The sequence below is a fragment of the Roseomonas aeriglobus genome (genome assembly GCA_016937575.1).
Taxonomy (GTDB): Bacteria; Pseudomonadota; Alphaproteobacteria; order Sphingomonadales; family Sphingomonadaceae; genus Sphingomonas; species Sphingomonas aerigloba.
In genome coordinates this window covers 3,234,725-3,248,052 of sequence record JAFHKN010000002.1, presented here as the reverse complement: position 1 = coordinate 3,248,052, position 13,328 = coordinate 3,234,725, and the positions used below count along the sequence as shown (strand labels likewise).

At 63.8% G+C, this 13,328-nt stretch carries 16 protein-coding genes and 1 pseudogene; 15 read left to right on the top strand and 2 right to left on the bottom strand.

Annotated features, from left to right (window positions below; genetic code table 11):
• Positions 1–9 precede the first annotated feature (9 nt).
• From JW805_15850 to pcaD, 7 genes are read left to right on the top strand one after another with little or no spacing between them, the layout of a single operon-like run.
• Positions 10–1,173: a muconate cycloisomerase gene (locus tag JW805_15850; protein ID MBN2973479.1), complete on the top strand. Its 1,164-nt coding sequence runs from the start codon at positions 10–12 to the stop codon at positions 1,171–1,173.
• A 3-nt stretch (positions 1,174–1,176) separates the two neighbouring features.
• Entirely contained in the window at positions 1,177–1,467 is a 291-nt protein-coding gene (gene catC, locus JW805_15845; protein ID MBN2973478.1) for a muconolactone Delta-isomerase, read from the top strand.
• A gap of 45 nt (positions 1,468–1,512) precedes the next feature.
• Entirely contained in the window at positions 1,513–2,403 is an 891-nt protein-coding gene (locus tag JW805_15840) for a catechol 1,2-dioxygenase (GenBank protein MBN2973477.1), read from the top strand.
• Positions 2,404–2,418: 15 nt separating this feature from the next.
• A complete protein-coding gene (locus tag JW805_15835; GenBank protein MBN2973476.1) occupies positions 2,419–3,126 on the top strand; it encodes a CoA transferase subunit A in 708 nt (235 codons plus the stop codon).
• Entirely contained in the window at positions 3,123–3,788 is a 666-nt protein-coding gene (locus JW805_15830; GenBank protein MBN2973475.1) for a 3-oxoacid CoA-transferase subunit B, read from the top strand. Before JW805_15835 ends, JW805_15830 begins: the two co-directional genes overlap by 4 nt.
• A gap of 2 nt (positions 3,789–3,790) precedes the next feature.
• The gene (pcaF, locus tag JW805_15825; GenBank protein MBN2973474.1) at positions 3,791–4,993 is read left to right on the top strand and encodes a 3-oxoadipyl-CoA thiolase; all 1,203 of its coding nucleotides are present in this window, start codon (positions 3,791–3,793) and stop codon (positions 4,991–4,993) included.
• On the top strand, positions 4,990–5,829 hold the full coding sequence (gene pcaD, locus JW805_15820) for a 3-oxoadipate enol-lactonase (protein ID MBN2973473.1): 840 nt from the start codon (positions 4,990–4,992) through the stop codon (positions 5,827–5,829). Before pcaF ends, pcaD begins: the two co-directional genes overlap by 4 nt.
• On the opposite strand, the gene JW805_15815 is transcribed toward pcaD, so the two are convergent.
• Positions 5,776–6,711, bottom strand: a complete 936-nt coding sequence (locus tag JW805_15815) for a LysR family transcriptional regulator (GenBank protein ID MBN2973472.1) — start codon at positions 6,709–6,711, stop codon at positions 5,776–5,778. The two genes, pcaD and JW805_15815, sit on opposite strands and share 54 nt — an antisense overlap.
• A 142-nt stretch (positions 6,712–6,853) precedes the next feature.
• On the opposite strand from JW805_15815, the gene JW805_15810 reads away from it, so the two are divergent.
• The 7 genes from JW805_15810 to JW805_15780 all read left to right on the top strand — a co-directional run bounded on the left by JW805_15810 (position 6,854) and on the right by JW805_15780 (position 12,342).
• Positions 6,854–7,129 carry a hypothetical protein gene (locus JW805_15810; protein ID MBN2973471.1) on the top strand — a complete coding sequence of 92 codons (276 nt, stop codon included), beginning with the start codon at positions 6,854–6,856 and terminating at the stop codon, positions 7,127–7,129.
• Positions 7,129–8,145 carry an aromatic/alkene monooxygenase hydroxylase subunit beta gene (locus JW805_15805; GenBank protein MBN2973470.1) on the top strand — a complete coding sequence of 339 codons (1,017 nt, stop codon included), beginning with the start codon at positions 7,129–7,131 and terminating at the stop codon, positions 8,143–8,145. The genes JW805_15810 and JW805_15805 overlap by 1 nt, the downstream gene beginning before the upstream one ends.
• Complete coding sequence (locus JW805_15800) at positions 8,142–8,411, top strand: MmoB/DmpM family protein (GenBank protein ID MBN2973469.1); 270 nt, start codon at positions 8,142–8,144, stop codon at positions 8,409–8,411. The genes JW805_15805 and JW805_15800 overlap by 4 nt, the downstream gene beginning before the upstream one ends.
• A gap of 2 nt (positions 8,412–8,413) precedes the next feature.
• Positions 8,414–9,946 carry an aromatic/alkene/methane monooxygenase hydroxylase/oxygenase subunit alpha gene (locus tag JW805_15795; GenBank protein MBN2973468.1) on the top strand — a complete coding sequence of 511 codons (1,533 nt, stop codon included), beginning with the start codon at positions 8,414–8,416 and terminating at the stop codon, positions 9,944–9,946.
• 12 nt (positions 9,947–9,958) lie between these two features.
• Positions 9,959–10,306: a hypothetical protein gene (locus JW805_15790; GenBank protein ID MBN2973467.1), complete on the top strand. Its 348-nt coding sequence runs from the start codon at positions 9,959–9,961 to the stop codon at positions 10,304–10,306.
• 4 nt (positions 10,307–10,310) lie between these two features.
• Complete coding sequence (locus tag JW805_15785; GenBank protein MBN2973466.1) at positions 10,311–11,366, top strand: 2Fe-2S iron-sulfur cluster binding domain-containing protein; 1,056 nt, start codon at positions 10,311–10,313, stop codon at positions 11,364–11,366.
• Positions 11,367–11,448: 82 nt separating this feature from the next.
• Positions 11,449–12,342, top strand: coding sequence for a transporter (locus tag JW805_15780; protein MBN2973465.1), 894 nt, complete (start codon positions 11,449–11,451; stop codon positions 12,340–12,342).
• 114 nt (positions 12,343–12,456) lie between these two features.
• Here JW805_15780 and JW805_15775 read toward each other — a convergent pair whose 3' ends face one another.
• Complete coding sequence (locus tag JW805_15775; protein MBN2973464.1) at positions 12,457–12,720, bottom strand: hypothetical protein; 264 nt, start codon at positions 12,718–12,720, stop codon at positions 12,457–12,459.
• Positions 12,721–13,172: 452 nt separating this feature from the next.
• On the opposite strand from JW805_15775, the pseudogene JW805_15770 reads away from it, so the two are divergent.
• Positions 13,173–13,319 (top strand): annotated as a pseudogene (locus tag JW805_15770) (transposase).
• Positions 13,320–13,328 lie beyond the last annotated feature (9 nt).

Sequence of the window (13,328 nt, the reverse complement as noted above, 5' to 3'; positions counted from 1 at the left end):
GACTATCTGATGCCAGGCGCAATCATCGATGCCATCGAGACGATCATTCTCGATGTCCCGACGATCAGACCACACGTCCTGTCGGTCGCCACCATGCAGTCTCAGACGATAGTTCTGGTCCGCCTGGTGTGCTCGGACGGGGTGATCGGCTATGGCGAAGGCACCACGATCGGTGGGCTCAGCTACGGCGCCGAAAGTCCCGAGAGTATCAAGCTCACGATTGACCGCTACATCGCGCCCGTCCTGACCGGAAGCGATGCGCGACCGGCCGCGGCAATGGAGATGCTGCGCCGCCTCATTGTCGCGAACCACTTCGCGAAGAATGCCGTCGAGACGGCACTGCTCGACGCGCAGGGTAAGCGGCTCGAAGTTCCGGTGAGCGAGCTGCTCGGCGGTCGACTGCACGATCGGCTACCGGTGCTCTGGACCCTGGCGAGCGGCAACACGGAACGCGATATCGCCGAGGCCGAGGACATGCTCGCGCGGGATCGGCATCATGCGTTCAAGCTCAAGATCGGCAAGCGGCCTCTCGAAGAGGATGTAGCGCACGTCGCCGCGATTAAGCGTGCGCTTGGCGATCGGGCAAGCGTCAGGGTGGACGTCAACCAAGCCTGGAGCGAGACGACTGCGATGCGGGCGCTCCCGATGCTCGCCGACGCGGGTGTGGATCTCGTCGAGCAGCCGATCCCGGCGGCGCAGAGTGCCGGCATGGCAAGGTTAACCGCGCGCGGCCTCGTCGCCGTGATGGCCGACGAGGCGCTGTGCGGACCCGAGAGCGGCTACGCCATGGCCTCCAACCGTTCGGCGGACGTCTTCGCGATCAAGATCGCGCAGGCCGGCGGCCTGTTCGCGGCAAGGAAGCTGGCCGGGATCGCCGAGGCGGCGGGCATCTCCCTTTACGGTGGGACGATGCTGGAGGGTGGCATCGGCACGATCGCCTCGGCGCAGCTCTTCGCCGGCTTCCCCGGCCTCGATTTCGGGACCGAACTCTTCGGTCCGCTGCTCCTGACCGAGGAACTCCTGAAAGAGCCGCTGCGGTATGAGGGTGGTTACCTGGTGCTGCCCACTGGGCCGGGTCTCGGGGTGGAACCGAGCGAACGCGCGGTGGCGGCGCTGCGTCGCGATCGGCCTACGCGGACGACGGTGCCCGTTGCTCTCCAGGCGGTGGGCTGAGCGATGCTCTTCCACGTCACCATGGATGTGAACATCCCCAACGACGCCGATCCCACCGCCATCGACGCGCTAAAGGCGAAGGAGAAAGCACGCGCCCAGGAGTTGCAGCACGCGGGCGTGTGGCGGCACCTGTGGCGGGTCGCCGGGCGCTACAGCAACGTCAGCATCTTCGACGTCGCGTCGAACGGTGAACTGCACGACCTGCTGAGCACGTTGCCGCTATTCCCTTACATGGAGGTGCGCGTCACGGCGCTGTGCCGACACCCCTCCTCGATCCACGACGACGACCGCTGAGCCGCGGACAACAAACCTAACCAAACGAACGACAAGGAGAGGACGATGATTCAGGATTTTGTGAGGACGTCGGAGGTGCAGGCGCTGCTGGACCGCGCCAGCGGGAAGACTGTCGAGGGTGGCGATGATCGGCTGAAGGCGATCACGCGCGACCTAGTGGAAAGCTTGATGGCGACGATCGTCAAATACGACATCACCGAAAGCGAGTTCTGGTCGGCGATCAAGTTCTTCCAGAACGGCGCAGGTGAATTCGGCCTGATCGTGCCCGGCCTCGGCCTAGAGCATTTCATGGACCTTTACATGGATGCCAAGGACAAGGAGGCCGGTCAGAGCGGCGGTACGCCGCGAACGATCGAGGGACCGCTCTATGTTGAGGGCGCGCCGCTGGTTGAGGGCGACGCCGACCTCAGCGACGATCCCGACGAGACCGACACGCTCTACATGACCGGTGAAATCAAGGGTCCAGAGGGCGAGAATCCGGACGGCGCGATCCTGCACGTGTGGCACGCCAATTCGAAGGGATTTTACTCGCACTTCGATCCGACGGGCGCGCAGACGCCGTTCAATAATCGTCGCCGCATCAAGATCGGTAGCGACGGCCGCTACTCGTTCCACTCGAAGATGCCCAACGGCTATTCAGTCCCGCCTGGCGGCTCCACCGAGACGTTGCTGAAGGCGATCGGCCGCCACGGCAATCGACCGGCGCACGTCCACTTCTTCGTTGAGGCGCCGGGCTATCGCGCGCTCACCACGCAGATCAACTTCGGCGACGATCCCTTCGCGAACGACGACTTCGCGTTCGCGACGCGCGAGGGCCTGCTCCCGGTTCCCCAGCGTCAGGGCGACAGCGCCTATGTCGCTTTCGACTTCGAGTTGCAGCGGTCGGCGTCGAGCGATGACGAGGTCTTCTCGGCCCGCTCGCGCGCTGCCGCCTGATCCGGAGCGCTGTGGGTGAACAAGGTGTACGACACGCCCGCGACGGCGCTGGACGGATTGCTGTTCGACGGAATGACCATCATGTCGGGCGGGTTCGGGCTCTCGGGTAATCCCGAGAGCCTGATTCCCGAGATTCGCGAAAGCGGCGTCCGTGACCTGACTGTCGTCTCGAACAATGCCGGTGCCGATGGTTTCGGACTCTGGATGCTGCTCGAAAGCCGGCAGATCGCGAAGATGGTCTCCAGCTACGTCGGGGACAACAAGCTATTCGAACAACAATACCTCTCTGGCGAACTGCAGCTTGAATTGACGCCACAAGGGACGCTCGCCGAGCGCATCCGCGCCGGTGGTGCCGGTATACCTGCCTTTTACACTAAGACCGGCGCGGGAACGGTGGTCGCGAAGGACAAGCCGGTCGAGGTCTTCGACGGCGAGGAATATATCCGCGAGACCTGGCTGCGGGCCGATCTCGCGATCGTGAAGGCATGGCGTGCGGACCCATCAGGCAATCTCATGTTTCGCAAGACGGCCCGCAACTTCAATCCGGTGATGGCGACCGCCGGGAAAGTAACCGTCGCCGAGGTTGAGGAGATCGTCGCGCCTGGCGATTTCGACGCCGACTGCATCCACACGCCAGGCATCTACGTCGACCGGATCGTACGCAGCACGATCAATGAAAAGCGCATCGAAAAGCTGACGACGCGCGCGAGGGAGCACGAATGATTGTCGATCACAGGCGGGGCTGGACCCGCGACGAGATGGCCCGGCGCGCGGCGCAGGAGCTGCGCGATGGCTACTACGTTAACCTCGGCATCGGCATCCCCACGCTCGTGGCGAATCACATTCCGAACGGCATGGACGTCGTGCTCCAGTCTGAGAACGGCATGCTCGGCATGGGGCCGTTCCCTTACGAAGGAGAGGCGGATCCCGATCTCATCAACGCGGGCAAGCAGACGATCACGGAGCTGCCGACCTCCTCCTTCTTCTCTTCAGCGGACAGCTTCGCGATGATCCGCGGTGGGCACATCGATCTCACGGTCCTCGGCGCCATGGAGGTGAGCGCCTCCGGCGACATCGCTAACTGGACCGTTCCGGGGAAGATGGTGAAGGGAATGGGCGGCGCGATGGACCTGGTCGCCGGCGTCAAGCGCGTCGTCGTGGTCATGGAGCACACGAGCAAGGACGGCGAATTCAAGATCCTTTCCGATTGCTCACTCCCGCTGACCGGGAAGGCGTGCGTCGACCTCATCATTACCAACCTGGGCGTACTGGCGTGCGACAAGCCGGGCTTGCGCCTTCTCGAGACCGCGCCCGGTGTGACGGCCGATGAGTTGCGCGCGAGCACAGGTGCGCGCATCGAGAACGCCGTGGCTGAGGCTGCCTGACGATGTCGGACGCCTTCATCTGCGATGCCATTCGCACCCCGATCGGCCGGCTGAACGGTAGCCTCGCGGGGGTTCGCGCCGACGATCTCGCCGCGATCCCGCTACGGGCGCTGGTGGAACGCAATCCATCGGTCGACTGGTCGGAGGTCGACGACGTTATCCTCGGCTGTGCGAATCAGGCCGGCGAGGACAATCGCAACGTCGCCCGCATGGCCGTGCTCCTGGCGGGACTGCCCGAAACCGTGCCGGGAGCGACGATCAATCGCCTGTGCGGCTCGGGCCTGAACGCCGTTGGTCAGGCGGCGCAGGCGATACGCTCGGGTGATGCCGACCTCCTTATCGCGGGAGGCGTCGAGAGCATGACCCGTGCGCCCTATGTCTTGGGCAAGGCCGCCAAGCCTTTCGATCGCGGACAGGCGATTGAGGATACGACGATGGGCTGGCGCTTCGTCAATCCGGCGATGCGCTCGGCATGGGGTGTGGACACCATGCCGCAGACCGCCGAGGCGGTCGCGGAGCAGTGGAACGTCACCCGTGAGCAACAGGACCGCTTTGCCCTGTCGAGTCAGATGAAGGCAGCCACTGCGCGTAATAACGGCCGTTTCAGTGTCGAGATCGTACCCGTGACGCTGCCACGGCGAGGTGGCGATGCGGTAGTGTTCGCCGTCGACGAGCATCCACGGGACACGACCGCCGAAGGACTTGCGGCGCTGAAGCCGGTGGTAACCGTGAATGGGACCGTGACGGCCGGGAACGCATCCGGTCTCAACGACGGCGCTGCGGCGCTGGTCGTCGGCTCTGCCGATGCGGCGCAGCGCCATGGACTCATACCCCGAGCCCGCATCGTTGCCATGGCATCGTCCGGCATCGCTCCACGGATCATGGGCGCGGGTCCGATCGAGGCGGCTCGTAAGCTCCTCGCCCGCACCGGCCTCTCAATGGCTGACATGGACGTGATCGAGCTTAACGAGGCGTTCGCCGCGCAAGCAATCGCGGTTCTGCGCGACTTGGACGTCGCCATGGATGATCCTCGCGTCAACCCGAACGGGGGCGCCATCGCGCTTGGCCATCCGCTCGGCATGTCGGGTGCCCGTATCGCGATGACGGCGGTCGAAGAACTGCATCGAATCGATGGGCGCTACGCGCTCGTGTTCATGTGCATCGGCGTGGGACAGGGCATCGGCCTCGTGCTGGAGCGGGCATGACGGACACGGTGACCCTTGGAGATGGCTGCACCATCGCGTATCGCTTCGACGGGGCCGCACATGCTCCGGTACTCGTGCTCGGAAACTCGCTCGGCACAGACCTCGGCATGTGGGCACCGCAGATCGACGCCTTTGCCCAAACCTATCGTGTGCTGCGCTACGATACCCGCGGTCATGGACGATCGCAGGCTTCTGCCGGTGCATATGGTATCGACCGCCTGGGCCGTGACGTTGTCGAACTAACCGCGTCGCTCGGGATCGACCGGTTCCATTTCTGTGGACTCTCTCTGGGCGGCATGGTCGGCCAATGGCTCGGGATACGTGAAAGCGACCGGCTCGATCGGCTCGTGCTCGCTAATACCTCGGGCTATATGGGGCCGCCATCGGCATGGGATGCCCGGATCGCTGCAGTGCTCGCCGAGGGTATGGCCCCGCTGGCGGAGGCTTCGATCGCACGATGGTTCACGCCGGGCTTCGCGATGCGCCATCCGGATGCGATCGAGCCGATCGTGAAGATGCTGCGCTCGACTGACCCGACCGGTTATGCCGGCTGTTGCGCGGCGATCCGCGATATGGATATGCGACGCGCCGCGACGCTGATCGGCGTGCCGACGCTGGTCATCGGCGGCAGCGCCGATCCGGCGACGCCGCCCGATCATGCCCAGGCGCTTGCGAGCGCGATACCCGGCGCCACGCTCGAGATGCTCGATGCCGCCCACCTATCGAACATCGAGCAGCCGAACCGCTTCGCGTCGCTCGTACTCGACTTCCTCGCGCGATCTTCATCGCGCCCGCCGGTCGCGCGCGAGGGCGCAGAATCCGCTTACGACCGGTGAGCGATTATCGCGCCGGTAGGCCAGGCTCAATTGCGTCTGCGGAACGTCGCCGAGAAACGGACGATAGGCGACACCGGTAAGTTGCGCCTCGGACGCTGACTCGGGCACTATGGCGACGCCGGCACCGACGGATACCAGCGAAAGCGCGGTTTGAATTTCCAGCGTCTCCTGCACGATCGTCGGCACGAACCCTTCCCGCCGGCATAGCCCAAGGACATGATCGGCGAAGCTCGGCCGGGGTTGGCGTGGATAGAGGACGAAGGGGCGCAGGGCGAGGTCGGCGAGTGCCACGTGGTCCTGCTGCGCTAGATCATCCACCTCAGGTAGGGCAACGACCAGCGGCTCGCGCTGAACTACCTCGCTGACGATTTCAGGATCCTGGATGCCGGGCCGTGCGAACGCGACGTCGATCGAGCGCTCGATGAGCGCGACGCGCAATTCTGCGGTGTTCATCGCGTGCAGGACGAGTTCGACGTCCGGGTGAGCAGCCCGATAGCGATTAAAGACGCCGGGCAGGATCGAGAACGTGGCCGAGCCGACGAAACCGACCTGGATCACCCCGATAGTTCCCTCCGATGCGCGCTTTGCCACCCGCGCCGCGTCGGCGACCCGGACGATAATGTCCCGCGCGCGGGGAAGCAGCGCCTCGCCCGCCGCGGTCAGCCCGATCGTGCTCCGAGTCCGGTCGAACAACAGCGCCCCGATCCCGGCTTCGAGATTCGCGATCTGTCGACTCAGCGCCGGCTGGGCGATGTGGAGGCGCTCGGCGGCGCGGCCGAAGTGGAGTTCCTCCGCAACAGCGAGGAAATACCGCAGCCGGCGAACATCAATGCCAGGTGATGCGGCCGTTGGCGGATCGGAAGGGGATGTCTGACGGGCCATTCCCTATCACAGCGCGTGGCGAGCGAAGAGGCAATACCGTTTCGGCATTAACATGTGCCCACATTGTATTTGATCGACATGGTGGCGTCAGACACTCTCTCCATCTAGAAGCCGCGAAGACGGCCTCGAAGGAAGAGGTGTCATGCTTGAAACAAGGACAGCCGGAGGCGATCCGGCACGGCGACCCAAGCTCCAGGCCGTTGTGACGGGCGTCACGGAAAAGCAGGTCGTGCAATTCGACTTCGTTTACGGTGACCCCGATCTCACGGTCGAACTCGTCCTGCCGATCCCCGCCTTTCGTGATTTCTGCACTGAAAACCGGTGCCTGGTCACCGCCGCCGATCCCGCCGAAAGCGCCACCGTGCTGCGAATGGTCAGCGGATCGGCGCCCAACTTCTTTTCCGTCGGAGCGCACTGATGAACATCGATATTCAGGCTGAGGCGATCACGCCCCGGCGGCAGACCTTCTCGCACATTGCGCGCCGGTTCGGGACCGACAAGGCGGCCTCGCGCTACGAGGAGGCGACCTACGACGTGCAGCCGGTCACCAATTTCCACTACCGCCCGACCTGGGATCCGGAGCGCGAGCTGTTCGACCCGCGTCGCACCGCCATCGAGATGGCCGACTGGTACGCGTTCCGTGATCCGCGCCAGTTCTACTATGCGACCTACAACATCAGCCGCTCGGCGATGCAGCAGTCATTCGACGATGCGGTCAACTTCGTCGACAAGCGCGGTCTCGTCGGCAGCGTCGATGCGGACTGGCGGGCGATGTTCGCGGCCTACTTGCTGCCGCTGCGTCACGTCGAATGGGCGGCGAACATGAATTGCCAGCTCATCGCCGACTGGGGCTATGGAACGCAGATCACGTCGGCAGCCGCCTTCTGCGGCACCGATCGGCTGGGAATCGCCCAGATCATCTCGCGCATCGGCCTGGTCCTCGGCGAAGGTTCCGACGAGCAGCTCCTCGCCGCCAAGACACAGTGGCTCGATGCGCCCGAATGGCAGCCGATGCGTCGTCTGGTCGAGGATCTCCTCGTGGTGCGCGACTGGTTCGAGCTCTTCGTGGCGCAGCTCGTCGTGCTCGACGGCTACGTCTACCCGCTGGTCACGCAGGCATTCGATCGCGCCGGTGCCGCCCATAACGGCTCGCCGCTGTCGATGATGACCGGCTTCCTCGGCGACTGGTTCGCCGACAACAGCCGCTGGACCGACGCAGTGCTCAAGGCGGCAGCAGGAGAATCCGAGGCCAATCGCCAGACTCTCAGGGATTGGTTCGACCGCTGGGACGAGCGCGCTCGCGCCGCGATTCAGCCGGTCGCGGACATGGTGCTCGGCGATCGGGGCGCAGCCGCGGTCGCCGAGATCGGTGCGCAGCTTCAGGACCGGGTGGCCGGTCTCGGCGCGATCGCCGAACGGGAGAAGGCGGCATGACCCAGCCCGTCTCCATCACGTTGCAGAACTCCCAGGACGGCTTCGCGATCGCCGAGGCGATCATGGCCGACAATCCGGGCGCCGAACGCCGCACGATGCCGGCGATGACGAAGATCGACCGGCCGGGACGGCTCGAGATCAAGGCAGCCAGCGTATCTGAGCGACTGGGGCGCGACTGGGACCCGCAGGAAATCCACCTGAGCGTCATCTCGCTGTCCGGTTCGGTCGACGAGGACGATGACTATTTCGCGGTTTATTGGAGGTAATCATGGCAGCCCGTAAGCTGAACCTGAAGCAGAAGTACGGCCACTTCACCCGCGGCCTCGACTGGGAGCCGAGCTATCAGTCCAAGGACGACATCTTCCCGTTCGCCAAATACGAGGGGATCAAGGTCCATGACTGGGATGCGTGGGAAGACCCCTTCAAGCTGACCATGGACGCCTATTGGAAGTTTCAGGCAGAGAAAGAGCGCAAGCTTTACGCGGTCATCGATTCGATGGCGCAGAACAACGGGCAGCTCGGCATCACCGACGCGCGTTACCTGAACGCAGTAAAGCTCTTCATCCAGGGCGTGACGCCGCTGGAATATCAGGCGCACCGCCACTTCGCGCACCTCGCACGCCATCTGCCTGGAGCAGGCCTGCGGGTGGCGGCGCAGATGCAGTCGATCGACGAGCTGCGGCACTGCCAGACGCAGATTCACACGATCAGCCACTATAACAAGTTCTTCGACGGCATCCACGACTTCACCCACATGCATGACCGGGTGTGGTATCTGTCAGTGCCGAAGTCGTTCTTCGATGACGCGACGACGGCGGGGCCGTTCGAGTTCCTCACCGCGATCAGCTTCGCCTTCGAGTACGTCCTCACCAACCTGCTGTTCGTGCCGTTCATGTCGGGCGCCGCCTACAACGGCGACATGGCGACCGTGACGTTCGGCTTTTCCGCCCAGTCGGACGAGAGCCGGCACATGACGCTCGGCCTCGAGGCCGTCCGCTTCCTGCTGGAGCAGGACGAGGCCAACGTGCCGATCGTGCAGGGCTGGATCGACAAGTGGTTTTGGCGGGGATACCGGCTCCTCACCCTCGTCGCCATGATGATGGACTACATGCTGCCGAAGAAGGTGATGTCCTGGGCCGAGGCGTGGGAGACCTACTACGAGCAAGCAGGCGGTGCGCTGTTCGCGGACCTTGCCCGCTACGGCATCCGCGAGCCCAAGTACGCCGACGTCGCCAAGGCCGAGAAGGGTCACATCACCCACCAGGCGTGGACGATCTTTTACAACTATACCCACGCCGCGGCCGTCCACACGTGGGATGTCGATGATCAGCACCTCGCCTGGCTGCGCGAGAAGTATCCGGACACGTTCGCACAGCACTACGAGCAGCGCTATCTCAATTGGCGCGACCAGGCCGATCAGGGCAAGCGCTTCTACAACAACGGGCTGCCGCAGCTTTGCCAGGTATGTCAGGTTCCGATGGCGTTCACGGAGGTCGACGATCCCACCACGATCAGCTTCCGCGTCTCGGAGTTCGGCGGGGACAAGTACCATACCTGCTCCGACGGCTGTAAGGACATCTTCGACCATGAGCCGGAAAAGTATTCACAGGCGTGGCTTCCGGTCCACCAGATCTTCCAGGGCAATTGTGGCGGCGCGACCGTTCCGGAGGTCCTCGACTGGTATCACATAAACCAGGGTGCCGATAACATGGATTATGCCGGCTCGCCCGAGGAGGCGCAGTGGGAGAAGTGGATGGAAGGCCGACGCCCTGCCGCTCCCATGGCCGTGGCCGCGGAATAAGGACGACCATCGATGCCTACAGCAAGCCTCAACCCCGGTTACTCCGGCCCGGTCCGCGACCGGGTGGAGAACTTCGGCGGCGCCCAACTCGTCTATGTCCACTGGGAGGGCCACAACAACTTCTGCTCGGCGATCACGCTGCCGCTGCCGCCTGAGACGCCTTTCGGGGCGCTCACCGCGGAAATCCTACCCTCGCTCTACTCGGTTGATCCCGACTGGGCGGAGGTCGATCTCTCGACCGCGCGCTGGATGCTGGACGGCGAAGATTGGCAGCCTGAAGCGGCCAAGGGCATCGGCGAACAGGGCGTCGGCCACAAGTCGCTCATTCGCTTCTGGACGCAACCGTCCGGCCGCGCCTGACATCATGCCGACGCTCACGATCGAACCGACCGGCGACACCGTAGAGGTGGCTGAAGGCCAGAACCTCCTCGACGCGTGCCTCCGGGCGGGGATTTACCTGCCCCACGCCTGCGGGCATGGCCTGTGTGGCACCTGCAAGGTTACCGTGCTCGAAGGCGAAGTCGATCACGGCGGCGCGAGTTCCTTCGCACTCATGGACTTCGAGCGGGACGAGGGGGCGACCCTGGCCTGCGTCGCCACGATCGAGGGCGACGTCACGATCGAGGCGGACGTCGACGATGATCCGGACGCGCAGCGGATCGCGGTGGCCGATTACGTCGGGACGGTAACCCGGCGCGAGATGCTGACACCCGACATCCTCGGCGTGTGGCTCTCGGTTCCGACCGGGGTCGCGTTCCAGGCCGGTCAATACGTCAACCTGACGATTGACGGGATCGAGGGGACACGCGCCTTCTCGATCGCGAACAGCCCCGCGGAAACCGGCGTCGTCGAGCTTCATATCCGGCTTGTGCCAGGCGGCAAGGCGACAAAGCACCTGCACGAGGAGCTGAAGGTCGGGGACGAGATGCGCTTCGCCGGTCCGTTCGGACACTTCTTCGTGAGGCGCTCGGCGAACAAGCCGCTGATCTTCCTTGCCGGTGGCTCGGGACTATCCAGCCCCAAGAGCATGGTGCTCGAGCTTATCGAACAGGGGTATGACCAGCAGATCACGCTGTTTCACGGTGTCCGGCGACCGCACGACCTGCATTTCGCCGACCTGTTTCGGCGGATCGCCGATGAGAACCCGCTGTTTCGCTACATACCCGTCGTTTCCCAGGCGGAGGCGCAGGACGAATGGGGTGGAGAAACCGGCTACGTCCATGAGGCGGCCGACCGCCACTTCGGCGGCCGTTTCGCCGGTCACCAAGCCTATCTTTGCGGTCCGCCCCCGATGATCGAGGCAGGGATCGGGTCGCTCATGAAGGGCCGGCTGTTCGAGAAAGACATCTTCGTCGAAAAATTTGCCACCGCAGCGGACGCGGAGAAGTCTGTCCGATCGCCGTTCTTCAAGAAGCTCTGAACAGATCACCAACCGGAACGCAGGCCGGCGACGACCTCGCCGACGGATCGCTGCGTCCAAATGACAAGGGGAGGATTACGTCATGAAGATGCTTGCCTGGGGACTTGCGGGAATGGCTGCGTCCCTTGCGACGTCAGCGGTCGCGTCGGAGGGGGGAAAGAGCGCCTATCCCAACGGCGCGGAGGCCCTGACGATCGCGGCGTTGCCGCCCCCCGGAACCTACCTCCTCGACTACCAATATTATTACACCGCCGATCGGCTTAACGATCGCGACGGCAACAGCGTCGGGCCGCCAGATTTGTCAGTGGATGCCGTCGCCAACATCCCACGCTTCGTCCACGTCACCAATACCAAGATCCTCGGCGCAACGCTCGCGATGCAGGTGTTCGTGCCCGTGGTGAACGTCAATGTCCGCGCCGGAGGCAGGAGGCAGAACAAGTTCGGGATCGGCGATCTGATCGTCAATCCATTCATTCTCGGCTGGAACCGCAAGAACACGTTCTTCGTGCTGACGATGGACACGTTCGTGCCCACGGGACGCTACAAGCGCACCGATCTCGCCAACATCGGCAACAATTATTGGACGTTCGAGCCTGTGTTCGCGGTGTCGCACTTCAATCCCGCTGGCAGCGGTCCCGAGGTGTCGGCGAAATTCATGTACGACTTCAACACCAAGAACACGGCAACCCAGTACCGCTCCGGGCAGGCAGCGCACGTCGACTTCGCGGCGTCCTACAATTTCAATCCGATCACAGTCGGTGTCACCGGTTACTATTTCAAGCAGACGACCGACGACAAGGTCAATGGCGTGAAGGTCGGCACCGACGGGTATCGTGGTGAGGTGTTCGCCCTCGGACCGCTCGTGCGCTATCAGCTCGGCAAGGTGCCGATCGTCGCCCAGTGGCAGCACGAGCTCTCGGCCTCGAACCGCACCCAAGGCAACAGCTTCTGGCTCAAGGCTGCATTCCGGTTTTGAGGGTGCGGGATCGACCCGCGCTCGGCTCAATCTATCGGAGACAGAAGGGGTGTGCCACGTGGCACACCCCTTTTTCACGTATTCGCGCTACGATCCTTGCTAGCCTAGCGATCGTCACCCGGGCGTCACCACGGCACCAGCGCCGATCGCCGACAGGATCGTCGCGACGTTCCCCGGCCCCCGGCCTAGGAACAGGGCCAGCAGCACCACCGCCGGCGTGTAGAAGAACCAGGGGGCCGATGACCCGAACATCGCCGCCTGTGCGAACGCGATCACAGCCACCGTGATAACGGTCAGCCCGTAGCAGACCGTCCTCGGGCGAGGGCGGGCGACGGTGAGATCGCGCAGTCGGTTCAGCAAGGCAGTCGAAGCGGACATGGTTCCCCAGTTTGGGGGAAGTGCCCCTGCGGCCGTAATATAGACCATTCCTTCGGTCGCGAACAGCGAGCGCTTGGACCGGATGCCGGCAACAAGGCAAGGTTTGCAGTAGCGGCGGCAGGTGTTTTCCCAGAATACCATCCCAATAGGACAGGATTGTGCTGCCTTGGGGTGTCATTTCGCTCCCAACCATACCCGGCCACCAGTGCGGCATTTTTCAACAGCCCCGGAGGATAGCTGAGGGTCGCGTTCCTCCTCGGGGATTGCGAGCAATGTCGTCACCGCGCCGACCCCGGCCGCATGGATCAACGCCACCGCGCGTTCCACGGGCATCCGCAGCCGTGCTGCTCTAGCGATCGGCTCGTCCGCTCTGACGTCCTCCCTGTTTTTTTTCATCCATGTTGAGTGGCGGTTTTCCGGCCCTTTGAAGCCTACGGGCAAGGAGCTGGGACATGAAGAAGTCGAAGTACACGGAAGAGCAGATCGCGTTTGCGGTGAAGCAGGCGGAGACGGGCACGCCTGTGGCAGAGGTCATCCGCTGGATGGGCTTGCCGGAGCAGACGTTCTATCGCTGGAAGAAGGTGTATGGCGGGCTCGGGATTGCGTAA